Here is a 23,927-nt window from a genome sequence, read left to right as displayed (position 1 = left end):
ACGCGCGATAGAGCGCTACGGCGTCGCGGGAACAGGCCGTGCGCTCGGTGTCGACAAGGTGTCCGTCCACTACTGGGCTCGCGGCCGAACGGTGATACCGCCTCTGGCGGTCCTGCGTCTGGCGGAGCTACTCGGCGAGCCCGAACCGAACCACTACGAGGTTATGGCGGCCGCGACTAAGCAGTCAGCACTGAAGGAGTGGGCGCGAAAAAAAGCCGCCGGGGGGGCGACTTTGGGCGTGGTGCTGGCGGTCGGCATGTGCGCGGCGCTCGTGTCGCCCAGCGTGCACGCAAGCATAGCCGACGCGGCCGGACATAACCAACAGCACTATCTATTATGCGCAATTATGGCATGGCGATCCGGGAATCGTGGCGGTGCCGCGCGGCGCTACATGGTTTCCGTGGGCTTGTCCGAGGTCATCAGCCCCGCCAGCGCCGCTTCGAAGTGGCGCTGGGCATCGGCGGACTCGCGCGAGAACTGGACACCCACGCCCTGGCGCCTGCGTCCTTGTGCGCCCTTCGGGTTGATCCACATGACCTTGCCGCTGATCGAGAAGCGCTGCTGTTCGTAGGTCAGCAGCAGCAGAACCTCGTCGCCGAGCTCGAACTCGGTCGTGGTCGGCACGAACAGACCGCCGTTGCGCACGAACGGCATGTAGGCGCCGTGGAGCGCTTCTCTGTCCGGAAGGTTGAGCGTGAGGAGGCCTGGCTGGGACGGCGGGTTCTCACCTTGCTTCATGCTGGTTCGGTCTCCGGGGGCCGGTGGTCGTTCGCTGGCGCGGTTGCAGCGTGCGCCACGAAATGAGGAGCGATTCAAGTGCCAGCTGCGGCGGTGTGTAGGCACGCAGCGCCGTGCGCGCGTTGAGTGTCAGACGATAGCGCTCCACGGCCTGGTGTGCCGACTCCGTGGTCGCGACCGTCTCGAGCGACTGGCGCCACTCCCGTGCCGCCAGCCAGTCGAGGAAGCGGACGGCTTCGTCGCGCCCGCTGCCCAGCGACTTGGCGCAATCAGAGATCTGCGCGGCGCTCTTGAGCACCGAATCGAGCGCGTCGGTGTACTGCTTGTGCAGCGTGGCGATATCCTCCGCCGCTACTGCGTGCATGGGTTGCACCGGATGCGCGGCGATCCGTGCATCGATGTCGGACAGCCCCTGAGCCTCAAGCCAGGCGCGCGACTGGCTCTCGTCCGGTGCCGGCAGCGCCAGGTTCTGGGCGCGACTCCGGATGGTGGCGAGCAGCGTGCGCGGCTGCTCGCTGAGCAGCAGGAAGACCGTTCCCGGTCCGGGCTCCTCCAGGCTCTTGAGCATGGCGTTGGCGGCATTGCGGTTGAGCGCCTCGGCCGGATGCAGGCGCGCGACCCGGTAGCCGTCGTAGTGGCGGGACAGCGACAGCGCGGAAAGAGCCTCGCGCACCGCATCGACCCCGATCTCCTGCCCGGCGCCTTCCGGGTTCAGCGCCAGCGCATCGGGATGGTTGCCCGACTGCCACTGCTTGCAGCCGCGGCATGTGCCGCACGGGCGCTCGTCGGCTCTCTGCGCCATGCACAGCAGATGTGCCGTGACGACGTCGGCGAAATGCGCCAGCCCGGTTCCGGACGGTGCCGACAGCAGCAGCGTCTGCGGCAATCGACCGGCCGCCTCGCGCGTGCGCAGATCGTCGTAGGCCCGGCGATGCCAGGGTAACGGCTCGGTGGGGCGGACGGGTGCGTCGTCGGTCATGGCGTCAGATGATCGCCGAGGACGCGTTCGATGCGCGCGCTGACCTGCTCCGGCGGCGCCGCAGCGTCGACGACCGCATAGCGCCCGGGCTCGGCGCGGGCTCGCGCGAGGTAGCCCTGGCGCACGCGCTCCGCGAAGGCCGGTGCCTCGCGTTCGAAGCGGTCGGGCGCGCCGCGTTCGGCCGCCCTCGCCCGGCCCTCTGCCGGATCGATATCCAGCAGGATGACCAGATCCGGGCGCAGCGATCCGCAGACCCAGGACTCGAGCGCCGCGATCCGGGTTGGATCGACGCCGCGTCCGGCGCCCTGGTAGGCAAAACTGGCATCCACGAAGCGGTCGCAGACAACATCATGGCCGGCGGCCAGTGCCGGCGCGATGACCGCATCGATGTGCAGGCTGCGTGCCGCGAACACCAGCAGCGTTTCCGCGGTGGGCGTGATGCTGCCGTCAGGGCTGTCGAGCAGGAGCGCTCGTATGCGCTCGGCGGTCTCGGTGCCGCCGGGCTCGCGGGTGGTCACGACCTCCCGTCCACTCGCGGCGAGCCATTCCCTGATGCAGGCCAGCTGGGTGGACTTGCCCGCCCCCTCCCCGCCTTCGAGGACGACGAATCGACCGCGCATCACGGCAGCCCCCGCTGGAAACGATCGACCGCACGGTTGTGTTCCGCGAGGGTGTCGGAGAACTTGTGGGTGCCGTCGTTGCGCGACACGAAGTAGAGGGCGCTGCCGTCGGCCGGTTGCGCAGCGGCGTGGAGCGACGCGCGCCCGGGCAGACAGATCGGGGTCGGCGGCAGTCCGTGCCGCGTATAGGTGTTGTACGGGGTGTCCGTGGTCAGATCGCGCCGGAGCAGTCGGCCGCTGCGTGCCGGATCGCGGCCATAGAGCACGGTCGGGTCGGTCTGCAGGCGCATGCCCCGTTCCAGGCGCCGCGTGAAGACGCCGGCCACGCGTCCCCGCTCCTCGGGGGCGCCGGTCTCCTTCTCGACGATGGAGGCCATGATCAGCAGCTCGTAGGGGTCGGCCAGGGGCAGCTCGTCGCGACGGGCCGCCCATGCTTCCTCCAGCGCACCCCGCATGGCGGTGTGCGCGCGCTTGAGCAGCTCGACATCGCTCGTGCCGCGCGGGAAATGATAGGTCTCGGGCAGCAGCCAGCCTTCCGGGCTGCCGGCATCGATGTCCAGCACCTCGGCGATGCGCGCCATGGCCGCGGCGTCGTCCTGCGGCAGACTCTGGGCGACGGCCTCGTGTCCCCGAATCGCGGCAAGCGCGTCGCGCAGGCGCCAGCCCTCGATGAGGGTGAGCGCGTATTCGATGACATCCCCCGAGATGAGCAGGTCGAGCAACGCTCGCGGGGACAGCGGTTCGCGGATGCGGTATTCCCCGGCCTTCATGGTCCGGCTCTCGGGCAGCATCCGCCCGTAGGCGCGCAGATAGAGCGCGTCACGCGGGTGCGAGAGCCAGCCGTCGCGCTCGAGCTGGGCGACCAGCGCGTGCCAGCCCGTGCCCGGTGCGAGCATCAGCACGGTGGGCGTCGTCGGGGGTTCCAGCGGGCTCCGGACCGCCCGAAGTGCATCCCATGCAACCGCCGCCACCATCACTGCGCCGAGAATCAGGCCGGCCATCAGCGCCCGCATGCGTGCTCTCCTAGGGGTAAGGGATGGCCCAGAGCGGCCTGCAGACAGTGTGCCATCGCGTGGTCCGGATGTCGGCGGTCATCGACGCTGTCGACCGGCCAGATCCCGATCACGCTGTTGGTCACGATGATCTCGCGGGCGGAGACGAGGTCGGCCGCCGAACAGGCGCGTTCGATGGTCGCGATGCCGCGCTCGGCCGCCACCGCGAGCACGCGTTCGCGCATGACGCCGCGTACGCCGCAATCGACGATCGTCGGTGTGTAGAGTGCCGAGCCGTCGCTCCAGAAGAGGTTGCTGCGGGTGCCGCACACGATGTTACCGCGCAGGTCGCGGCACAGGCCCTCGACCGCACCGGCGTGATCCGCGAGCTCGCGCGCGGCGAGCACCTGATCGAGTCTGTTGCAGTGCTTGATCCCCGCGGTGGCGGGTTGTGCGCCGAGGCGGAACGACAGGGTCGCGACCGCGATGCCGTCGCGCCAGTGGGCGGCGGGATAGGTCGGCAGCGCGTAGGCATAGACCGCGATCAATGGTCGTGCCCCGCTCGCGGGCGCATACCCCCGCCCCGCCCCGCCGCGCCATACGCACAGCTTGATGACGGCTTCGTCCGGCAGGGGCGTGTCGTCGAGCGCGTCCGACAGCATCGCCGCCGACACATCGATGCCGATCGCGTCGGCATCGGCGGCCAATCGGGCGAGCTGTTGCGCGAGCAGCGAGATCGCGCCCGAGGTTCGCGGCATGGTCCGGAACACGCCGTCACCGTAATGGGTCGCGCGCAGCTCGTTGGGGAGCGTCGTCACGGCACGGCCCTCGATCCAGCATCCGATGAGACTCATGGATCGAGCACGGCGATCAGTCCGCGTGCCTTGGCCTCGGTTTCCGCCAACTCGGCGTCGGGGTCGGAATCGGCGACGATGCCGGCACCGGCGCGGAAGGCGATGTCGCGCCCGTGCACGGCGAGCGTGCGGATGAGGATGTTGCTGTCCATGCTGCCGTTGCGCGAGACATAGCCGAGGCTGCCGGTGTAGCTCCCCCGCCCCACGCCCTCCAGCTCGGCGATGATCTCCATGACGCGCACCTTCGGACAGCCGGTGATGGTGCCGCCGGGAAAGCTGGCGCGCAGCACGTCGGAGGGCGTGGTCCCGGCGCGCAGGCGCCCGCGGATGTTCGAGACCAGGTGGTGCACGCTGGCGTAGTGTTCCAGGGCGAGCATTTCATCGACCGCGACCGTTCCCGGCTCGCAGATGCGTCCGAGATCGTTGCGCTCCAGATCGATGAGCATGACGTGCTCGGCGCGCTCCTTGAGATTGCTGCTGAGCTCGGCGCACATCGCGGCATCCTCGTCCGCACTCGCGCCCCGTCTGCGCGTGCCGGCGATGGGGCGCGTCTCGACAATGCCATCGTGCATGCACACGAGTCGTTCGGGCGATGCGCTCACCAGACTGCGCTCGCCATGATGCAGCACGGCCGAGAACGGTGCGGTGTTGCGAAGATGCATGGCGGCGTGCAGCGCCGCGGGTGTCGCGGTATCGCGCAATGTGGCCTGCCAGCCGCGCGACAGGTTGACCTGGAACGCATCGCCGGCATGCAGATAGTCGAGCACCGCACGCACGCCGTCACGATATCGCGCCGCCGGGTCGGCGCGGCAGGCGCTCAGGCCACCGTCGAACGGCAGAACGGGATCGTGCGCCCGTGCGGCCTCGCGTGTCAGCGCGGCACACGACGCCTCGTCGCCGGAAACGCACCAAGCGCGCTGATCGGCGTTGTCGACGATGATCGCGCTGTCGACGGCCCACACCACGATATCGGGCAGCGCCGAGATCGGGGCCGGCATGCGGAGACTCGGCTCGAAACAGGCGGCGGTCTCGTAACCGATGTGGAACACGTAGCCGCCCACGAACGGCAGTGCCGAGCCGTCACCCGAACCGGCGGCGGCATCCATTTCCGCCAGCAGCCCGGCCGCATCCGGATCGGAGGCACTGCACTGCCCGACCAGTCGGGGTTCGGCGAACAGGATGTCGTAGCGCCCGGTGCGACGCGACCGCGCGCCGCTGCGCAACAGGCAGAAGAACCGTGCCGGATCGGCCGCATGCAGCGCCAGCAGATCGGGTGGCGCGGCGAGCTCGCGGATCGCAGCGCCGGTGGACGCGGCCGGGCGGGCCGCGGAGGGCTCAGGCAAAGTGCTTGAAGAGGAGCGTTGCGTTGGTGCCACCGAAGCCGAAGGAGTTGGACAGCGCATAGTCGACCTGCTGCTCGCGAGCGGTCCCCGGCACGTAGTCCAGATCGCAGCCCTCGCCGGGCTCGTGCAGGTTGATCGTCGGCGGCAGAACGCCATCGCGCAGGGCGAGCGCCGTGAATATGGCCTCGATCCCGCCCGCGGCACCCAGCAGGTGCCCGGTCATCGACTTCGTGGAACTGATCGCCACCTTGTCCGCATGGTGTCCCAGTGCACCCCGGATGGCAGCGGTCTCGGCGACGTCGCCGGCCTGCGTGGATGTCCCGTGGGCATTGATGTAACCCACCTCGGTGGCGTCCACGCCGGCATCGGCGAGCGCGTTCTTCATGGCGCGGCAGGCCCCCTCGCCGCTCTCCGATGGCGCCGTGATGTGATAGGCATCGGACGACATGCCGAAGCCCGTCAGCTCGGCGTAGATGGTGGCACCGCGTGCCTGGGCGGACTCCAGGGTTTCCAGCACGACGACTCCGGCACCGTCACCGAGCACGAAGCCATCGCGGTCCTTGTCCCAGGGACGCGACGCTTCGGTGGGGGCGTCGTTGCGCGTGGAGAGCGCCCGGGCCTGACAGAACCCCGCCAGCCCCGCTGGGCTCGACCCGCACTCGGCGCCACCGGCGATGAAGATGTCGGCATCGCCGTACTGCAGCATGCGCATGCCGATGCCGATGGCATGCGCGCCGGTCGTGCACGCGGAAACCGCGGCCAGACTCGGCCCCGTGATGCCCATCTCTATCGAGATGTGCCCGGACACCATGTTGATGATGCTGCTGGGTACGAAGAAGGGCGACATGCGGCGCGGGCCCTTCTCCCGCAGCACCGCACATTCCTTCTCGATGGTGCCGATCCCCCCGATTCCGGAGCCCACGCAGATCCCGATGCGCTCGCGATTGGCATCGCTGATCTCGAGACCGCTGTCCGCAACGGCCTGCTTGGCGGCCGCCACCCCGTAGTGGATGAACGGATCGGTCTTGCGCAGCTCCTTGGACGACATCCAGTCCTCGGCGACGAAGTCGTCCGAGACCAGTCCCGCGAACTGCGTCGTGTAGGCCGAGACGTCGAACTTGTCTACCGGGCGGATACCGCTCCTGCCGGCGCGGATGGCTTCCCACGCCAGGGGCACGGAGCTTCCGACCGGTGACACGATGCCGAGTCCGGTAACGACGACACGGGGCTTGGACATGGTAGTTCCTGCGGGGGGAAGGCCTGCCGCCGGGCGGCGGCTCAGGACGCCTGGTTGGCGTTGCTCTTGATGTAGTTGATGACGTCCTGGAAGGTCACGATCTTCTCGGCTTCCTCGTCCGGAATATCGATCTCGAATTCCTCCTCCAGCGCCATGACGAGCTCGACGGTGTCAAGGGAGTCCGCGCCCAGGTCCTCGACGAAGGAAGCCTCCGGGGTGATCTGCTCCTCGCTGACGGAAAGCTGTTCAGCGATGATCTTCTTGACCTTGTCTTCCAGGTTGCTCATGAGCCACTCCTAAGTGTTGATAGATGCGGTATGCGGTGCAGTACGCCGCCTACCGCGTGCCCCCGCTGGGGCCGCCATGCTACCGGCGAACCGGCGGCAATTGTAGAAGATTGCTGTAAAGGGCATCCACCTCGCCGTGCGTGCGGCGCGGTGGCCTCACGCCATGTGCATGCCGCCGTTCACGTGCAGCGTTTCGCCGTTGACATAGGCGGCATCCGGACCGGCGAGAAATGCCACCGCACCGGCGATGTCCTCGACCGCGCCGAGCCGGCCCGACGGGATCTGCTCGAGCAGGGCGTCGCGCTGCGACTGCTCGAGCGCCTGCGTCATGTCGGTCTCGATGAACCCGGGCGCGACCACGTTCACGGTGATGCCGCGACTGCCCACTTCGCGCGCGAGCGACTTGCTCATGCCGACCAGCCCGGCCTTCGACGCGCAGTAGTTGGCCTGACCGGGATTGCCGGCAGCACCGACCACCGAGCCGATCGAGATGATGCGCCCGAAGTGCGCCTTCATCATGCCGCGCAGCACGGTCCGCGCGCACACGAAGGCGGCACTCAGGTTGGTCGCCAGCACGGCCTCCCAGTCCTCGTCCTTCATGCGCATCGCGAGCCCGTCGCGGGTGATCCCGGCGTTGTTGACGAGGATATCGACCCGCGAGAGCTCGCCCACCAGCTTGCGGACGGCGTCGCTGTCGCGCACGTCGAGGACGCGTCCCTCGCCGCTGCCGCCGAGCGCCTCCCCTATCGCCTGCGCACCGCTCTCCGAAGTCGCCGTACCCACCACATGGGCGCCTTCGGCTGCCAGTCGTGCACAGATCGCGGCGCCGATGCCGCGGCTGCCGCCGGTGACCAGGGCCGTCCTGCCTTCCAGTTTCGCGCTCATCGTTCTTCCGTCAGCTCGTGCTGCTCGTCTGGGCGAGCAGGTTGTCCATTCCGGCGGCACTGCCCAGCGACAGCGCCGGCACGCCGGGCATGCCCCGCTTGGCGAGCCCCGTCAGTACCTTGCCGGGACCGCATTCGATCACTGCCGACACGCCGCGGTCGAGCATCGCACCCTGCGTCTGTGTCCAGCGGACGGCTTCGCAGAGTTGCCGGCGCAGTGCATTCCGCACCGCATCGGCGTCGTCGCGCGGCTGCGCGTCGACGTTGTGCAGCACCGGGATGGTCGGCGCCGCGATCGCAATCGCGTCGAGCAAGGGCGCGAGCGCGTCCGCGGCACCGGACAGCAGCGGACAGTGCGACGGCACCGACATCGCCAGTCGCTGCAGCTTGCGCGCACCGGCATCCTTGCCGTTGGTCTCCAGCCAGTCCAGCGCCTCCGAGCGTCCGGCGACGACGACCTGCCCGGGGGCATTGAAGTTCACTGGATAGAGGCCGCCTTCGGGACGCTGGTCACAGAGCGTGCGCACGGCGTCGTCGTCGAGGCCGAGCACCGCCACCATGCCGGCCCCTTCCGGGGCATGTTCCTGCATGGCGCGACCGCGCGCTTCCACCAGGCGGGCAGCATCGCCCAGCGTCAGGCTGCCGGCGGCCACGAGGGCGCTGTACTCGCCCAGTGAATGTCCCGCCATGACGGTCGGTTCGAGCTGACCGCCGTCGCGTGCCAGACGCCACAACGCAACCGACGCGGCGAGGATCGCCGGCTGTGTGTAGCGCGTGCTGTCGAGCTGCTCGGCCGGTCCGCCATGGATGAGCGCCGCAACGTCCCAGCCGAGGGCATCCGACGCCTCATCCAGCGTCGCGCGGACGATCGCCTGCGGGAAATCGTCCAGCATGCCGACGCTCTGCGACCCCTGTCCGGGGAAAACCACTGCCTGTGTCACGCGCGCTCAGTCTCCTCTGCTTCGTCGGGATACCCTGGGAGCGACGGCACGCCAGCCCCGTGGCGCCAGCAGCAGCGCCAGTCCTCCAAGCAATCCCGCCAAGTGTGATTCGGTGGCGATGGCCGCGCCGATGTGTTCGGCATCCGACATCACCGGCCCGACGATCTGTTCCAAGCCTACCTTACCCACAAGATACAGCAGACACGCACCGGCGATGCGATCGCCAGCAAAGGCCTGCGGTACCAGGGCGACCAGAAACAGCCCGTGGAGAATGCCGGAGAATCCGGCGTAGCGCATCACGTCCGGCGACATCCAGAGAACACCGCCGCTGACCGCGAGCGCCTCGACGACGAGCACGCCGCCCCAGCGCGGCAGCGACCATCGCACCGGGCACAACAGCAGCCATATCGCGAGGCCGCCGGCATTGACCGCGACGTGCCACGCGCTCCAGTGCACGAAATGACCGGTCACCAGGCGCCACCACTGCCCGGACGCCACCGCGTCCGCACGCAGAACGAGCGCATCGAAGACGTGCGCGCCCCCCCCCCACAGGGCCACCATGATCGCGCAGAGCGCCGCCGGAACCGACCAGATTCCGGCGGTGGAACGGGCACCTTCTGCTATTCTCCCGGTCCAATGCATCGCATTTCATCCGGAGTTCCCAAGGTGCGCAGCCCCGAACAATCGCCGCGTGCAATGAAGCGCGCGAGCGGCTTCACGCTCATCGAGATCATGGTGGTGGTAGTCATCCTCGGCATTCTCGCCGCGGTCGTCGTGCCCCGCATCATGGACCGGCCCGATGATGCGCGCATCGCCAAGACCAAGCAGGACATCCGCGCCCTGCAGAGCGCGCTCGAACTCTACCGGCTGGACAACTACCAGTACCCCAGCACGCAGCAGGGGCTCGAGGCGCTGGTGCGCGAGCCCAGCGGCGATCCGCCGGCACGCAACTGGAAGCCCGGCGGCTACATCAATTCGCTGCCCACCGATCCCTGGGGCAACGAGTACCAGTACGTGCAGCCCGGGCAGTACGGCGACTACGACGTCTTCAGCTTCGGTGCCGACGGCCGCGAGGGCGGCGAGAACGTGAACGCCGACATCGGCAACTGGACCATCGAGTAGGACGTGTCCCCGCGCCTGCGCGCGAGCGGCTTCACCCTCCTCGAGCTGATGGTCGTCCTGCTGATCATCGGCGTCATGACCAGCTTCGCGGTGCTGTCCATCGGCAACCGCACCCTGTCCGACCGGCAGGACAACGAAGCGGCGCGCCTCCAGGAACTGTTCCGGCTGGCGCAGGACGAGGCGCTGTTCAAGCGCGTCGAGATCGGCTTCTTCACCGACGAGCAGCGCTACGGCTTTCTGACCCCGGACGGTGAAGGCGGCTGGCAGCCCTACACCAAGAGCGGGCCGCTGCGGGTGCGCCCCTTCAGCGAACCGTTCCGCGGCGTGCTCTTCGTGGAGGGCCAGGCGGTGGCGCCGCCCGATCCGGAGGAGCCGGAGCCCGCAGTGCTCATCCTGTCGAGCGGCGAGGTCACGCCGTTCCGCCTGGAGATCCGGGCTCCGGAGGGCCTCGAACCCGCGATCATCCGCGGCGATGCGCTCGGCCGGCTGGAGCGCGGCGCGGCCGGGGCCGGGTCGTGAGCGTGCCCCGCACTCAGGAGGGCTTCACGCTCATCGAGGTGATGGCGGCCGTCGTGGTCCTCGCGATGGCGCTCGCCGCGATCATCGCCGGCTTCGCGCGCCAGGCCGACCTTTCCTCGGGATTGCGCGACCGCACCCTGGCGATGATGGTGGCGCGCAACCGCATGGCCGAGTTCATGCTGGCGCCCGAGTTCCCGTCCACCGGCGAGAGCGACGGCGAACGCGAGTTCGCGGACCAGTCCTGGGAGTGGTTCGCCGAAGTGCGCGAGACCGAGGACCCCGCCCTGCGCCGGATCGACCTGCGCATCCGGCGCGAGGACGAGGAGCGCGACCTCGCCGACCTCACCGGTTTCGTCGCCGAGACCGGGCGCCAGCGATGAGCCCCTCGCACGCTCCCGCCGCCCGTGGCTTCACGCTGCTCGAGCTGGTGGTGGTGCTGGCCGTGTTCGGCCTGGTGGCGGTCATGGCCTATGGCGGACTCAACAATGTCCTGCGCGCGCGCGTGGCCATCGAGGACAACCTCGAACGCGTGACCGCGCTGCAGCGGGCCTATCTGCGCCTGCGCGAGGATTTCCAGCAGGTGCAGCCGCGGACCATCCGCGACGAGTTCGGTGAACCGCTTTCGGCCCTGCTCGGCATGCGCGACGAGGGCGTGAGCCTGGTCAGCGGCGGCTGGCGCAACCCTGCGGGTCACCCGCGCAGCACGATGCAGCGCATCCGCTGGAACGTCGAGGACGACAGCCTGGTCCGCAGCCATTTCCGCTTCCTCGATCGCGCGCAGGACGCACAGGCGCAGAAGCTGGTCGTGCTGGATGGCGTGGACCGGATGCAGTTGCGTTATCTCGGCGGCGATCGCGAGTGGTATGCCGAGTGGCCGCCCGACATCACCCGCAACCCGGATCTGCGCGCCGACGCCACGCCGCCGCTGGCGGTGGAGATGACCCTGGAGACCGACGACTGGGGGGAACTCGTGCTGCTGTTTCCGACCGGCTCGCAGCTCGCCGATCAAGGCAATGGGACCGGCGGAACTGGAGGCGGCGCCGGAAATGGCGGCGGTAGCGGGCCCGCCATCGGACCGACAAATGGTCCGGTCGTGGGGCCGAGATGATGACACTGTCGAAGCATCGACAGCGCGGCGTTGCGCTGATCACCGCTCTGCTGGTGGTCTCCCTCGCGACCATCGCCGCCGCGGCGGTGGCGAGCGCCGGTTTCCAGGCGCTCTCGCGGACTCAGCTGCTGCTCGACAGCGAACGCGCCTGGTGGTACGCCCAGGGCATGGAATCGTGGGCGGTCAGCATTCTCGCGCGCGAGGGCGCCGAGACCGAGATCGATCACCTCGGCGAGGTCTGGGCGCGACAGGTCCCTCCCCTGCCGGTCGAGGGCGGCGCGCTGCAGGGTGCGATCGAGGATGCGCAGGGGCGCTTCAACCTGAACAACTTCGCGACCACGGAGGAGGCGCGACTGACCCGTGTGACCGGTCAGTTCCTGCGTCTCCTGGAGTGTGCCGATGCCGGCGACAGCTTCCGGGCGCGCGAGCTCATCAACGCCATCGTCGACTGGATCGACGCCGATGACCAGCAGCTCTTCCCGGGCGGCGGCGAGGACCTGCTCTACCTCGGCAAGGTACCGCCCTACCGGACCGGACAGCAGCTGTTCGCCGGCGCCAGCGAGCTGGCGGCAGTGGAAGGTGTCAGCGAGGAGATGATGCGCGCGCTTCGACCGCACGTGGTTGCGCTGCCGGAAGTCACCCCGATCAACATCAACACGGCGACGCCGACCGTGCTGTGCGCGCTGTCCGAGAATCCGGACTACCGCTCCCGCATCGAGGGTTTCGTCGAGCGCCGCGCGGCCGAGCCCATGGAAAACGTCCAGGCGGCCTTCAGCGAGACCGGGCTGATCCCCGCCGGCGTCGAGGAGATCGAAACGGCCGATCTGACCGTGAAGAGCGGCTACTTCCTCACCGAGGCGGAAGCCTTCATTGGCAATGGCAGCGCGGTTCTTTATAGTCTCGTCTCGCGTCCGAACCAGGGCGTACCCATCGTGCTTCGCCGAAGCACGGCAAGACCCTGAGGGAAGCGCTGATCGATGTCGCAGCCGCACGCTGCCCGACCGCTGTTCGGGTGCGTCTCGGACGGCCGACCGGGCCGGTCCCGGTCGCCGGAACAGCGGAGGCCCCGCACAAGCGGCACCACGCGAACCTTTGCAGCACCGCCCGCGGCAATGATTCCGAGCGCAGCCGACAAGTCAGTGTTCTCCCGATTCCACTAGTGCGCCAGACCGTCTACATCCATCTCCGCGACATTGCCGCGGACGCCCCGCTCGCCTATCGGGTGGACGGCGCTGCCACCGGAGCCACGTCGCATGCGCCGCTCGCGGAGATCGCCGCCGAGGCAGCCGGCGCGCGCGTCGTGGTGCTGGTGCCCTGCGCGCCGATCCGCTTCCTCGATGTCGAGCTTCCGGTGCGCAGCCGCAGTCGTGCGCTCGTGGCGGCACCGTACGCCTGCGAGGACCGGCTGGCCGAGGATGTCGACAAGCTGCATTTCGCCCACCTCGCGCGCAGCGATGAGCACCATCACGCCTTCGCGGTGATCGCCCACGGCCGCATGGAGGCCTGGTTCGCGCGCTTCGCGGAGGTCGGCCTCCGGCCCGATGCAATGATCCCGGAAGTGCTCTGCCTGCCGGAGCCGGCCGATGGCGAATGGGTGGTGCACCGCGACGATGATGACGGGCGACTGCTCGTCCGGCAGTCGCGCAACGCCGGTGTCGTCACCCAGGTGGGCAATCTGCCCACGCTGCTCGCGCTAGCCGGCGAGCAGGCACCGCAGCAGGTGCGGCTGATCCAGCGCGGTGATCATGCCGATCTCGAGGTGCCCGATGGCGTCTCGGTCAGCCGACAGCCCGAATTCGGGGAGCTGCTGGACGTGCTGGTGCGCTATCTCCCCGACGGCGAGCACGCCGATCTCCTGCAGGGCGTCTACGCACCGCAGAGCAACGCCAGTCGCCATCTGCGCCCCTGGCGGACCGCCGCGATTCTCGCGACCACGGCGCTGCTGCTGTCGCTGGCCTACCAGGTGACCGAGACGCTGCGCCTGCAGGGACAGGCCGACGCCCAGCAGGCGGCGAACGTGGAACGCTTCAAGCGCGCCTTCCCGGGTTACAACGACGTGCGGCACCAGCAGCTCACCAGTTTCCTGGGCGCCGAAATGCGGTCCGCGGAAGGCGGCGACGATGCGGCCAGCCTGCTGCCGCTGCTCGATTCCTATGTACAGGCGGCCCAGACTGCCAAGGGCCTCAGCCTGCGCGGCATGCAGTGGCGGGACAACGCGCTGCTGCTCAGCCTGCGCGGCGAGTCCCTGTCCGACCTGGAAGCCCTGCGCACGTGGTATCAACAGCAGCAGGGGGTGAGCTTCGAAGTCCAGAACGCGGATGCCGGCAGCGACGGCGTCCAGATCCGCGTGCGGCTGCGCAGGAGCTGACCGACGATGGCCGCGACATCTCCGACGGAACTGCTCGGCGAGCGCTGGAACGCGCTGCGCCAGGCCTGGGATCAGCGCGCGCCGCGCGAGCAGCGCCTGCTTGCCGCGGGTGGTGCTGCCGTCATCATCACGCTGTTCTATCTACTGGTGTGGGAACCGATCGGCAACGCCCATCTCGAGGCGCGGCGCGCGCTGGAGGATGCGCGCGCCACCGCCCAGCGGATCGAGACCGTGGCAGCCATGCGCCCGTCCGGCAGCCGCCGCGTGCCCACCGGCACCGGCGGCTCGCGTTCGCTGCTGTCGGAGGTCGATCGCGCCGCACGCAGCAGCACGCTGGGCAAGGCACCCGAGCGCCTCACGCCGGAAGGCGATGACGCCGTCCGCGTCTGGCTGGACAAGGTGCAGTTCGCCAATCTGCTCCGATGGCTCGCGGAGATCGAACGGGGCGGCAGCCTGCGCCTGGAGAGTGCCGATATCGAACGCGATGGCGCCGGTCAGGCGAGTGCGCGCATGCAGATCGAGCGCGCATCATGAAGAAGCGGTGGCTGATACTCGCCTTCGTGCTGAGCGCGCTCGGCACGGGACTGTTCTCGGCCCCCGCTGCGTATCTGTACGCCTGGCTGGCACCCGTCGGCCTGCCGGTGGTGCCTGCCGGTATCGATGGAACCGTCAGCAACGGCACCGTGCGCGCGCTCGCCTGGCAGGGTCGCACCGTGGTGCGCGACGTCGCATGGGACTGGCGACCCACCGATCTGTTCACGCTGTCCGCCGGCTGGGACCTGCGCTTCGCCGGCACCGCGACCGGCAAGAGCGCGGTGCGGGTCTCGCTGGGCGGTACGCCGGATGTCTCCGATCTGCGCGCGGTTGCCGATGTCGCAGCCATTCTGGAAGCGGCCGGCTACAGCGGGCTGCCTCTGCGGGGTCGGGTCGTGGCCGAGGTCGAGCGCCTGCGCGTCTCGCCCGCCGGCCTGCCCGAATCGGTCACCGGAAACGTCCAGCTGCTCCAGCTGGCCTGGTCGGTGGGCAGCAACCCGCTCGTGATGGGCGATTTCCGCGCGGATGTCAGCACTGATGTAGAGGGCCGGCTGGTCGCGGATATCACGTCCGCCGATGACAGCCCGGTCGAAGCCACCGGCGAGGCCAGCCTGGGTCCGGACGGCAGCTACGAGGCCCACGTCCGGGTACGGGCCCGCCCCGATGCACCCGAGCAGATCCGGAACCTGATCGGCCTGATCGGCCGGCCGGACAACGATGGTTTCTATCACCTTCGGCAGCGGGGACGACTGTGAGCGACAGCGCGCCGCATGTCACCGTCGCCACGCTGGTCGAGCGTGACGGGCGCTGGCTCTTCGTTGAGGAAACCGTAGCGGGTGCGACCGTCATCAATCAGCCGGCCGGACACTGGGAGTCGGACGAGACCCTGATCGAGGCAGCCGTGCGCGAGACCCAGGAGGAGACCGCCTGGACCGTCGAGCCGACGCACCTGGTCGGAATCTACAGCTACCGGCCGCCCGAGCTCGCCTACACCTTCCTGCGCATCGCCTTCATGGCGCGGCCGATCGAGCATGCGCCGGAACAGCCTCTCGATACCGGCATCGCGCGTGCGCTCTGGCTCGACCCGGCCGAATGCGCGGCACAGGCCGCGCGTCATCGCAGCCCCATGGTCCAGCGTTGCCTGGATGATGCGTTGGCAGGTCATCGCCAGCCGCTGGACTGGCTCCAGCACCTGCCGACCTGATCGCATGCACATCGTGGTGGGTCTGTCCGGCGGGGTCGATTCGGCGGTCAGTGCCTGGTTGCTGCGCGAGGCCGGCCATCGCGTTTCCGCGGTGTTCATGGTCAACTGGACCGCCGACGAGGCCGGCTACTGCAATGCCGCAGAGGACTTCCGTTCGGCGAGCGCGGTGGCGGACGAGCTCGATATTCCGCTCGAGCGCGTGGACTTCTCGGAGCGCTACCACCGCGACGTATTCGCGCATTTCCTGGCCGAGTATGCGCGCGGGCGCACCCCCAACCCCGACATCCTCTGCAATCGCGAGATCAAGTTCGCGCCGTTTCTCGCCCATGCCGAGCGACTCGGTGCCGAAGCAGTGGCGACCGGGCACTACGCCCGCTTGAGGCGCGACACGGACGGCCCCCGCCTGTATCGGGCCGCGGACGACGACAAGGATCAGACCTACTTCCTGGCGGCCGTGGGACGCGATGCCTTCGATGGTGTGCAGTTCCCGCTCGGAGATCTGCCCAAGAAGGAAGTGCGCGCGCTCGCGCGCCGTGCCGGCCTGCCCAATCACCAGCGCAGGGACTCGACCGGCATCTGCTTCATCGGCGAGCGCCACATGCGGGACTTCCTCGCGCAGTATCTGCAGGCCCGGCCGGGCGAGATCGTCGATCTCGATGGTCGCGTCATCGGCCAGCACCCCGGCGTGGCGTACTACACGCCCGGCCAGCGCCGCGGCCTGGCCATCGGCGGCGTCGCCGGCGCGCACGAGGCGCCGTGGTACGTCATCGACCGCGATCTCGCGCGCAACCGGTTGGTTGTCGATCAGGACGCACGCCATCCGCGGCTTATGGCGCACACGCTGACGGTGCGCAGCCCGCACTGGATCCGCGTTCCCAACCCGTCGGAGGAATCGATGGCGTTGCAGGTGCGGATCCGCCACCGTCAGCCGCTGCAGGATGCAGCGCTCGGATATCTTCCCGACGGCCGATGCGAACTGCGCTTCGCCGACCTCCAGCGTGCCGCCGCGCCCGGACAGTTCGCGGTCTTCTATGCGCGCGACGGCGAGTGCCTGGGCTGCGCGGAGATCGATGCCGTTCATCCGGTCGGCTGAGCGCGGCAGGGCCGACTTTGGTCGCAGAGCGGCCGCAGCATTCACGGTCCGGGGCCGGCACGGCGTATAATCGCGCGCTGCGAGCGCCGTGCAGACCGTGTGCGCTTGCCACGACAACATGAACCCAGACAGTTAAGAGGCTCGCGATGACGGATAGCTTCAATGTCCGCGCCACGCTGGACGTCGGCTCGAAGCAGTACCAGTACTACAATCTCCAGGCGCTCGAGGACAAGTTCCGCGTCTCCCGCCTGCCCTACTCGTACAAGGTTCTGCTCGAGAACCTGCTGCGCAACGAGGACGGGGAATCCGTCACCGCCGAGGATATCGAGGCCTTTGCCGCTGCCGATCTGCGCAGCCTCCCGGCGAAGGAGATCGCCTTCACGCCCGCCCGCGTCCTGCTCCAGGACTTCACCGGCGTGCCCTGCGTGGTCGACCTTGCCGCCATGCGCGACGCCATGAAGCAGCTCGGCGGCGACGCCAACAAGATCAACCCGCTGTGTCCGTCGGAGCTGGTGATCGATCACTCCGTCATGGTCGACCACTACGGTTCCAGCGACGCCTTCGATCTCAACGCGAAGCTCGAGTTCAACCGCAACAAGGAGCGCTACGCGTTCCTGCGCTGGGGCCAGAACGCGCTCGACAATTTCAAGGTCGTGCCGCCGGACACCGGCATCGTCCACCAGGTCAACATCGAGTACCTGGCGCGCGTGGTGTTCGACAAGGATGGCGTGCTCTATCCGGACTCCTGCTTCGGTACCGATTCGCACACCACCATGGTCAACGGCCTCGGCGTGCTGGGCTGGGGCGTCGGCGGCATCGAGGCGGAGGCGGCCATGCTGGGCCAGCCGTCCACCATGCTGATGCCGGAAGTGATCGGCGTGCGCCTGACCGGCAAGCTGCCCGAGGGCGCCACCGCCACCGATCTCGTGCTCACCGTGACCGAGATGCTGCGCAAGCGCGGCGTGGTCGAGAAGTTCGTGGAGTTCTTCGGCGACGGCCTCGCCGAGATGACGCTGGCCGACCGCGCCACCATCGCCAACATGGCCCCGGAGTACGGCGCCACCTGCGGCATCTTCCCGGTCGACGACGAGACTCTCAAGTACCTTCGCCTGACCGGCCGCTCGGAGGAGCAGGTCGAGGTCGTCAGGGCCTACGCCAAGGCGCAGGGCATGTGGCGCGAGGACGGTGAGGCCGAGCCCGAGTACAGCGATGTGCTGCATCTCGACCTCGCCAGCATCCAGCCTTCGCTGGCCGGTCCGAAGCGCCCGCAGGACCGTGTGCTGCTGTCCGATGTGCAGGCCAACTTCAAGAAGGCCTTCGAGGCCGATCAGGCCAGCCGCCCCACCAAGGGCCCGGCGAAGACCTCGTACAAGGACGTCGACTTCGAGCTCGACGATGGCGATGTCGTCATCGCCGCCATCACCTCCTGCACCAACACCTCGAACCCGGCCGTGCTGATCGGTGCCGGCCTGCTGGCGCGCAACGCGCTGGCCAAGGGCATCACCGTCAAGCCTTGGGTCAAGACCTCGCTGGCGCCCGGATCGAAGGTCGTCACCGACTATCTCGAGAAGGCCGGCCTGCTCGACGATCTGGAGGCACTGGGCTTCTACGTCGTCGGCTATGGCTGCACCACCTGCATCGGGAACTCCGGCCCGCTGTCGGAGCCGATCTCCGAGGCGATCAACGCCAACAACCTCTCGGTCGCCTCGGTGCTGTCCGGCAACCGCAACTTCGAGGGCCGCGTCCATCAGGACGTGCGCATGAACTATCTCGCCAGCCCGCCGCTGGTGGTGGCCTATGCGCTGGCGGGCAATGTCGACCTCGACATGGCCAAGGACCCGATCGGCGAGAGCGCCGACGGTCAGCCGGTCTACCTCAAGGACATCTGGCCGAGCTCGCACGAGATCCAGAGCCTCATCAACAGCTCGCTCGATGCCGACATGTTCAAGGCCAGCTACGGCACCGTCTTCGACGGTGACGAGCGCTGGCGCACCCTGGACGTGCCGACCGGCGAGCGCTACGAGTGGAGCGCCGACTCCACCTACGTGCAGAACCCGCCCTACTTCGTCGGCATGACGAAGGACGTGCCGGGGCTGCCGGCCATCGAGTCGGCACGCGTGCTGGCCGTGCTGGGCGACTCGGTGACCACCGACCACATCTCCCCCGCCGGCGCCATCAAGAAGGACTCGCCCGCCGGCAAGTACCTCATGGAGCACGGTGTCGAGCCCGCGGACTTCAACAGCTACGGCTCGCGCCGCGGCAATCACGAGGTCATGATGCGCGGCACCTTCGCCAATGTGCGCATCCGCAACAGGATGGTGCCGGGTGTCGAAGGCGGCTACACCAGGCACATCCCGAGTGGCGAACAGCTCGCGATCTACGATGCCGCCATGAAGTACCAGGCCGAGGGCACGCCGCTCGTCGTGATCGCCGGCAAGGAATACGGAACCGGCTCGTCGCGCGACTGGGCGGCCAAGGGCACCAACCTGCTGGGCGTGAAGGCGGTCATTGCCGAATCCTTCGAGCGCATCCACCGTTCCAATCTGGTCGGCATGGGAGTGGTCCCGCTCACCTTCAAGGATGGACAGAACGCCGAGAACCTGGGACTCGACGGTACCGAGCAGATCGATATCGAGGGCCTCGAGCCCGGCGCCAAGGAAGTCACCGTCAAGGCGCACAAGGATGGTGGCGACACGGTGACCTTCACGGCCCGTGTGCGCATCGATACGCCGAAGGAGTGGGACTACAACCGCCACGGCGGCGTGCTCAACTACGTGCTGCGCCAGCTCGCGGCCTGACGGCAGGGGAATCCGGTACGCTCATCCCGGTTCCGGATTCCCTCTCCCATCGCCATGTCCCGGAAAGTCCTCGTAACCGGCGCTTCACGCGGCATCGGGCTGGAGATCGCGACCGTGCTCGCCGGCCAGCGACATCAGCTCGCATTGTCCGCGCGCGGCGACAGCGTGCAGCAGTGCGCCGCCGCCATGAAGGGCACACAGGCTGTCGGTCTGCGTGCCGACCTGGCTCGGCACGAGGACGCGATCGCATTGCCCGAGCGTGCCGCCGAGCAGCTCGGTGGTCTCGATACGCTGGTGCTCAATGCCGGTCTGGTACGGACCAGCAGCCTTGCCGATACCAGCTACGACGACATCGCCGCGCTGTTCGACGTCAATGTCACCGCCACCATGCTGCTCGTGCGGGCGGCACTGCCGTGGCTGCGCAAGGCGGACAACGCGCGCGTGGTGGTGCTGGCGCCGCCGCCCACCAGCAACAAGCGGTGGCTGGGTGCCTTCGCCCCCTACGCGGTGTCCAAGCTGTCCCTGTCGCTGGCCGTGGTCGGGCTGGCCGAGGAGCTCAAGCGTCTGGGCATTGCCGTGAACGGCCTCTGGCCGCACACCCTGATCCTCACCGATGCCATCGTGCACGCGCACAACGTGCAGGCGGAGAACTGCCGCAGGCCGCGCATCGTCGCCGATGCGGTCAGTGCACTGCTCGCGCTGCCCGCGCGCAGCGAGTCGGGGCGCTTCTTCCTGGATGAGGAAATCCTGCGCAGCCGCGGGGTTACCGATTTCAGTCACTACGCGGTGGACCCGGACAAGCCGCTGGCAAGTGATACCTTCATCAGCTGACCGTTGCAGGGAGTTCGCCGCCGATGAAACGCGCGGTATTCAATCAGAAAGGCGGGGTCGGCAAGACCACCATCGTGTGCAACCTCGCGGCCGTGGCCGCGGCGCGCGGCATGCGGACGCTGGTCATCGATCTCGACATGCAGGCCAATGCCACGCGCTACCTGCTCGGTGACGAGCCGCCCGCCACCGGAATCGCCGACTTCTTCGCCGGCACGCTCAACTTCTCGCTGAGCAGCACGCCCTTCGACGCCTACATCACCCCGTCGCCCTTCGAGCGGCTCGACGTGGTGGCGGCGAGCAGCGAGCTGGAGCACCTGCAGAACAAGCTCGAGGCCAAGCAGAAGGTCCAGAAGCTCCGTCAGGCGCTGTCACGCCTGCGCGGCTACGACCAGATATTCATCGACACCCCGCCCGCGCTCAACTTCTACAGCCGGTCCGCGCTGATCGCCGCCGACGAGGTCCTGATCCCGTTCGATTGCGATGATTTCGCGCGCCAGGCCCTCTACGCGCTGCTCGAGAACATCGCCGAACTCCGCGAGGATCACAACGAGGACCTGGCCATCGGTGGCGTGGTGGTCAACCAGTTCCAGGCTCGGGCGCGCCTGCCGCAGCGCATGGTCGAGGCACTGAAGAGCGAATCCCTGCCGGTGCTCGAGCCGCTGCTGGCGAGCTCGGTCGTGGTGCGGGAGTCGCACGAAGCGGCCACCCCCCTGCCCTGGTACGCGCCGCGCCATCGCATGACCACGGCATTCGAGGAGCTCTTCACCGGACTCGCGCGCCGGCGCCGATAGCCGGCGCGCCGGCTTCGCGTCACTCGCGCCGCTTGGCATCCTGCCAGCGCGCCTCCATCGCGTCGAGGCGAGCCGGATCACCGCGCGGCGGCAGACTGTCGGCATCGGCCATCACGGCCGCGAAGCGTGTCTCGAAACGCTCCGTCGCCAGGCGCAATGCGGCCTCGGCATCGATCCCGAACCGACGCGACAGGTGAGCCAGCACGAACAGGATGTCGCCCAGCTCGTGCACGCGCCTGCCGTCGGCGCCGGCATCGTCGGCGACAGCTTCCGCCGCCAGCTCCGCGACCTCCTCGCGCAGCTTGGCGAAGACACCGTCGCTGTCCGGCCAGTCAAAGCCCTCTTCCGCTGCCGCTGCCTGCAGGCGGCAGGCCCGGTCCCAGAGCGTCTTCATCATGCGCGCAGCTTGTTGTGCATGTTCCACAGCATGCCCGCGGTGGCGCCCCAAACGCGGTGGGCGCCGTAGTCGATCTCGTAGAACGGCACCCGCATCCCGTCCTTCTCGCCGATGCGACGCCGGAAGCTGGCCGGATCGAGCAGATGGTCCAGCGGAATCTCGAAGATGTCGGCGACCTCGTTCCGGTCCGCGCGCAGCTCCGGCGGATCCGCGACCACGCCGACCACCGGCGTGATCAGGTAGCGGGTCAGGGTCGGATAGTCGTCGAGCGATCCGATGACCTCGATGCGGTCGCGCGGCAGCGCGATCTCCTCCTCGGTCTCGCGCAGCGCGGTGGTGATCAAGTGGCCGTCGTCGGGCTCGAAGCGCCCGCCCGGGAAGCTCACCTGCCCGCGATGGGCGCGGAGGTGGTCGGCACGACGCGTCAGCAGCACGCGGAAGCCGTCGTCGCGCCGCAGCAGCGGGACGAGCACGGCGGCGCGCTTGAATCCGGCGAGACGCTTGCGCGTGACCAGACGACCCAGGCCGAGCGGCAGCTCGAGATCCACCAGCGGACGATCACCGTCCGGCGGCAGCGCCAGCGGCGCGGGGCCGAGCGCTCCGCGCAGCGATTCCTCGACGACCGCGCTCACGCGCTGTCGGAGCCGTCCTCGCGCGCCGATGCCTTGAGTCGCGCGGCGTGCTTGCGGGTCAGCTCATGGAAACGCGGACCGAGTCCGACGTCCTCGTAGATCGGATCGCCGAGTTCGTCGTGCTCGACCACGCGATCGCCGCGGCGATAGGGGAAATTGCCTTCGAGCTCGTCGAGCGAGGCCGACAGCAGATCGGTGAGCAGCTGCTCGGCGGAGCGCCCCGGGAAGATCTCCGACAGCGCTGCCAGGCGGGCAGCATCGTACACCGGGAGCCGAACGCAGAATTGCTCCTCCGTGAGCGGATCGCTCGCGTCGTCCCGCCAGGCGTCGAGCAGTTCCCTGATCTTCATCGTGCCTCCGTTGCCAGCCAATCGCGGCGCCAGCGCCGCCACTGCAAAGCCTAGCAGAAGGCGCGCCCGGCACCGCTCCCGGCCGCCCCCGCACAGGTTGTCAGCGACGCAGCCGGAGGGTACTTTCCCGCATCCGTCCGCGCCGGCAGGTTGGCCGCGCGGGCTCAGCGGAGTCGCCGACGAGGAAGCCGTGCACCAAGGGGGCAGCATCATGGATCAGCAGTCTCCGGCCGATGCCGCGCGGGATCTGGTCCGGCGCGTGGCGGCCGGTCGCCGCCAGTTGCTGGCGCGCGCCGTCGGGCTGCATCGGAGCACGAACCTGCACATCTGCGATGCCACTGCCGGGCTCGGCCGGGATGCCGCATTGATGGCGGCGCTCGGTGCCCGCGTCGACTGCTTCGAGCGGCACGCCGACGTGCATGCCTGGCTGGAGCGCTTTCTCACGGCACTGCCCGGGGACACGCGCGCGCGCATCCGCTTGCGGCACGGCGACGCCCGCGAGCTGCTCGGCAGCGGGCAGTGGGACGTCGTCTACCTCGACCCGATGTACACGCCGAGCGGCAAGGCGGCGCTCCCGCGGGCCCACGCGCAATCCCTGCGCGCCGCCGTCGGCAGCGACCACGATGCGGATGCGCTGCTCGCTCCGGCGCGGGCGGCAGCACGCCGGCGCGTGGTCGTCAAGCGCGCGCCGCGGGCGCCCCCGCTTGCCGGCAACAGCCCGATGGAGCGCATGCGCGGCAACAGCGTGCGCTTCGACCTCTACCCGCCCGCAACCGCACACGACAGGATCGCATGAGCCTCTCTCTCTACCTGGTACGTCATGCCAAGAGCGCCTGGGACGACCCCGAGCTCGAGGATTTCGAGCGACCGCTCAATGCCAGGGGACGGCGGGATGCGCCGCGAATGGCGCAGTTCGCGGCCGACCTGTGCGGCGATCGCCCGCCGGTACTGTTGAGCTCGCCCGCGGTACGCGCGGTGACGACCGCGCGCCGTTTCGCCGAGGCCATGCGCATCGACCCACGCCGCATGCATCTCGACGCGCGACTCTACGAGGCAACCGCCGGGGACTGGCTGCAGATCGTCCGGGAGCAGCCGGCCGATGCCGAGTCACTCATGGCGTTCGGGCACAACCCTGGCATATCCGAATTCGCGGGCTGGCTCTGCGACGCGCTCCGCGGCTACGAGTTCTCTACTGCCGAGCTGGTGGCCCTGCGCCTCGATGCGCCGTCCTGGGCCGCGCTGACGCCGGGATGCGGCCGCTGCGAACGCCGCCAGAAGCCGAAGGCGCTTCCCGAGGCCTGAGCG

The 23,927-nt window shown here is 68.8% G+C and carries 29 protein-coding genes; 15 read left to right on the top strand and 14 right to left on the bottom strand.

What is annotated here, in order from left to right:
• Positions 1 to 387: 387 nt before the first annotated feature.
• The 11 genes from KAH28_RS10710 to rrtA all read right to left on the bottom strand — a co-directional run bounded on the left by KAH28_RS10710 (position 388) and on the right by rrtA (position 9,517).
• Positions 388 to 738 (bottom strand): PilZ domain-containing protein, encoded by a 351-nt coding sequence (locus KAH28_RS10710; protein ID WP_290576456.1) that lies wholly within the window; start codon positions 736 to 738, stop codon positions 388 to 390.
• On the bottom strand, positions 725 to 1,717 hold the full coding sequence (locus tag KAH28_RS10705) for a hypothetical protein (protein WP_290576454.1): 993 nt from the start codon (positions 1,715 to 1,717) through the stop codon (positions 725 to 727). Before KAH28_RS10705 ends, KAH28_RS10710 begins: the two co-directional genes overlap by 14 nt.
• The gene (gene tmk, locus KAH28_RS10700; protein WP_290576494.1) at positions 1,714 to 2,337 is read right to left on the bottom strand and encodes a dTMP kinase; all 624 of its coding nucleotides are present in this window, start codon (positions 2,335 to 2,337) and stop codon (positions 1,714 to 1,716) included. The genes KAH28_RS10705 and tmk overlap by 4 nt, the downstream gene beginning before the upstream one ends.
• Positions 2,337 to 3,350: an endolytic transglycosylase MltG gene (gene mltG / locus KAH28_RS10695; RefSeq protein WP_290576452.1), complete on the bottom strand. Its 1,014-nt coding sequence runs from the start codon at positions 3,348 to 3,350 to the stop codon at positions 2,337 to 2,339. Before mltG ends, tmk begins: the two co-directional genes overlap by 1 nt.
• Entirely contained in the window at positions 3,338 to 4,183 is an 846-nt protein-coding gene (gene pabC / locus KAH28_RS10690; RefSeq protein ID WP_290576450.1) for an aminodeoxychorismate lyase, read from the bottom strand. Before pabC ends, mltG begins: the two co-directional genes overlap by 13 nt.
• Positions 4,180 to 5,478 (bottom strand): chorismate-binding protein, encoded by a 1,299-nt coding sequence (locus tag KAH28_RS10685; RefSeq protein ID WP_366918171.1) that lies wholly within the window; start codon positions 5,476 to 5,478, stop codon positions 4,180 to 4,182. The genes pabC and KAH28_RS10685 overlap by 4 nt, the downstream gene beginning before the upstream one ends.
• A 40-nt stretch (positions 5,479 to 5,518) precedes the next feature.
• A complete protein-coding gene (gene fabF, locus KAH28_RS10680; protein WP_290576446.1) occupies positions 5,519 to 6,763 on the bottom strand; it encodes a beta-ketoacyl-ACP synthase II in 1,245 nt (414 codons plus the stop codon).
• A gap of 41 nt (positions 6,764 to 6,804) precedes the next feature.
• The gene (acpP, locus tag KAH28_RS10675) at positions 6,805 to 7,050 is read right to left on the bottom strand and encodes an acyl carrier protein (protein ID WP_290576444.1); all 246 of its coding nucleotides are present in this window, start codon (positions 7,048 to 7,050) and stop codon (positions 6,805 to 6,807) included.
• Positions 7,051 to 7,206: 156 nt separating this feature from the next.
• Positions 7,207 to 7,935, bottom strand: coding sequence for a 3-oxoacyl-ACP reductase FabG (gene fabG / locus KAH28_RS10670; RefSeq protein ID WP_290576442.1), 729 nt, complete (start codon positions 7,933 to 7,935; stop codon positions 7,207 to 7,209).
• A gap of 10 nt (positions 7,936 to 7,945) precedes the next feature.
• Complete coding sequence (gene fabD / locus KAH28_RS10665; protein WP_290576440.1) at positions 7,946 to 8,875, bottom strand: ACP S-malonyltransferase; 930 nt, start codon at positions 8,873 to 8,875, stop codon at positions 7,946 to 7,948.
• 6 nt (positions 8,876 to 8,881) lie between these two features.
• The gene (gene rrtA, locus KAH28_RS10660) at positions 8,882 to 9,517 is read right to left on the bottom strand and encodes a rhombosortase (protein WP_290576438.1); all 636 of its coding nucleotides are present in this window, start codon (positions 9,515 to 9,517) and stop codon (positions 8,882 to 8,884) included.
• 54 nt (positions 9,518 to 9,571) lie between these two features.
• Here rrtA and gspG point away from each other — a divergent pair, with 54 nt between their 5' ends.
• The 13 genes from gspG (at position 9,572) to KAH28_RS10595 (ending at position 21,243) form a co-directional block, all read left to right on the top strand.
• Entirely contained in the window at positions 9,572 to 9,997 is a 426-nt protein-coding gene (gene gspG / locus KAH28_RS10655; RefSeq protein WP_290576436.1) for a type II secretion system major pseudopilin GspG, read from the top strand.
• 3 nt (positions 9,998 to 10,000) lie between these two features.
• Entirely contained in the window at positions 10,001 to 10,516 is a 516-nt protein-coding gene (gspH, locus tag KAH28_RS10650) for a type II secretion system minor pseudopilin GspH (RefSeq protein ID WP_290576434.1), read from the top strand.
• Positions 10,513 to 10,896, top strand: coding sequence for a type II secretion system minor pseudopilin GspI (gspI, locus tag KAH28_RS10645; protein WP_290576432.1), 384 nt, complete (start codon positions 10,513 to 10,515; stop codon positions 10,894 to 10,896). The genes gspH and gspI overlap by 4 nt, the downstream gene beginning before the upstream one ends.
• Positions 10,893 to 11,624: a type II secretion system minor pseudopilin GspJ gene (gene gspJ, locus KAH28_RS10640; protein ID WP_290576430.1), complete on the top strand. Its 732-nt coding sequence runs from the start codon at positions 10,893 to 10,895 to the stop codon at positions 11,622 to 11,624. Before gspI ends, gspJ begins: the two co-directional genes overlap by 4 nt.
• On the top strand, positions 11,621 to 12,586 hold the full coding sequence (gene gspK, locus KAH28_RS10635) for a type II secretion system minor pseudopilin GspK (protein WP_290576428.1): 966 nt from the start codon (positions 11,621 to 11,623) through the stop codon (positions 12,584 to 12,586). The genes gspJ and gspK overlap by 4 nt, the downstream gene beginning before the upstream one ends.
• A 197-nt stretch (positions 12,587 to 12,783) precedes the next feature.
• Positions 12,784 to 13,992, top strand: coding sequence for a type II secretion system protein GspL (gspL, locus tag KAH28_RS10630; protein WP_290576426.1), 1,209 nt, complete (start codon positions 12,784 to 12,786; stop codon positions 13,990 to 13,992).
• Positions 13,993 to 13,998: 6 nt separating this feature from the next.
• Complete coding sequence (locus KAH28_RS10625; RefSeq protein ID WP_290576424.1) at positions 13,999 to 14,526, top strand: type II secretion system protein M; 528 nt, start codon at positions 13,999 to 14,001, stop codon at positions 14,524 to 14,526.
• Positions 14,523 to 15,281, top strand: coding sequence for a type II secretion system protein N (locus tag KAH28_RS10620; protein WP_290576422.1), 759 nt, complete (start codon positions 14,523 to 14,525; stop codon positions 15,279 to 15,281). Before KAH28_RS10625 ends, KAH28_RS10620 begins: the two co-directional genes overlap by 4 nt.
• Entirely contained in the window at positions 15,278 to 15,730 is a 453-nt protein-coding gene (locus KAH28_RS10615) for an NUDIX hydrolase (RefSeq protein ID WP_290576420.1), read from the top strand. The genes KAH28_RS10620 and KAH28_RS10615 overlap by 4 nt, the downstream gene beginning before the upstream one ends.
• 4 nt (positions 15,731 to 15,734) lie before the next feature.
• Complete coding sequence (mnmA, locus tag KAH28_RS10610; RefSeq protein ID WP_290576418.1) at positions 15,735 to 16,823, top strand: tRNA 2-thiouridine(34) synthase MnmA; 1,089 nt, start codon at positions 15,735 to 15,737, stop codon at positions 16,821 to 16,823.
• Between the two features lie 146 nt (positions 16,824 to 16,969).
• Positions 16,970 to 19,621: an aconitate hydratase AcnA gene (gene acnA, locus KAH28_RS10605; RefSeq protein WP_290576416.1), complete on the top strand. Its 2,652-nt coding sequence runs from the start codon at positions 16,970 to 16,972 to the stop codon at positions 19,619 to 19,621.
• A 54-nt stretch (positions 19,622 to 19,675) separates the two neighbouring features.
• Entirely contained in the window at positions 19,676 to 20,452 is a 777-nt protein-coding gene (locus tag KAH28_RS10600) for an SDR family NAD(P)-dependent oxidoreductase (protein WP_290576414.1), read from the top strand.
• A 23-nt stretch (positions 20,453 to 20,475) separates the two neighbouring features.
• The gene (locus KAH28_RS10595) at positions 20,476 to 21,243 is read left to right on the top strand and encodes a ParA family protein (protein WP_290576412.1); all 768 of its coding nucleotides are present in this window, start codon (positions 20,476 to 20,478) and stop codon (positions 21,241 to 21,243) included.
• A gap of 19 nt (positions 21,244 to 21,262) precedes the next feature.
• Here KAH28_RS10595 and KAH28_RS10590 read toward each other — a convergent pair whose 3' ends face one another.
• From KAH28_RS10590 to KAH28_RS10580, 3 genes are read right to left on the bottom strand one after another with little or no spacing between them, the layout of a single operon-like run.
• Entirely contained in the window at positions 21,263 to 21,640 is a 378-nt protein-coding gene (locus tag KAH28_RS10590; RefSeq protein WP_290576410.1) for a MazG nucleotide pyrophosphohydrolase domain-containing protein, read from the bottom strand.
• Complete coding sequence (locus KAH28_RS10585) at positions 21,637 to 22,272, bottom strand: CoA pyrophosphatase (protein ID WP_290576408.1); 636 nt, start codon at positions 22,270 to 22,272, stop codon at positions 21,637 to 21,639. Before KAH28_RS10585 ends, KAH28_RS10590 begins: the two co-directional genes overlap by 4 nt.
• A complete protein-coding gene (locus KAH28_RS10580) occupies positions 22,269 to 22,622 on the bottom strand; it encodes a pilin assembly protein (RefSeq protein WP_290576406.1) in 354 nt (117 codons plus the stop codon). Before KAH28_RS10580 ends, KAH28_RS10585 begins: the two co-directional genes overlap by 4 nt.
• Before the next feature lie 211 nt (positions 22,623 to 22,833).
• On the opposite strand from KAH28_RS10580, the gene KAH28_RS10575 reads away from it, so the two are divergent.
• Positions 22,834 to 23,418, top strand: a complete 585-nt coding sequence (locus KAH28_RS10575) for a class I SAM-dependent methyltransferase (RefSeq protein WP_290576404.1) — start codon at positions 22,834 to 22,836, stop codon at positions 23,416 to 23,418.
• Positions 23,415 to 23,924, top strand: coding sequence for a histidine phosphatase family protein (locus tag KAH28_RS10570; protein WP_290576402.1), 510 nt, complete (start codon positions 23,415 to 23,417; stop codon positions 23,922 to 23,924). The genes KAH28_RS10575 and KAH28_RS10570 overlap by 4 nt, the downstream gene beginning before the upstream one ends.
• Positions 23,925 to 23,927 lie beyond the last annotated feature (3 nt).

Origin of the sequence: Algiphilus sp. (genome assembly GCF_023145115.1) — a bacterium.
In the GTDB taxonomy this organism is placed as follows: Bacteria; Pseudomonadota; Gammaproteobacteria; order Nevskiales; family Nevskiaceae; genus Algiphilus.
This window is presented reverse-complemented; position numbering and strand designations above follow the sequence as displayed.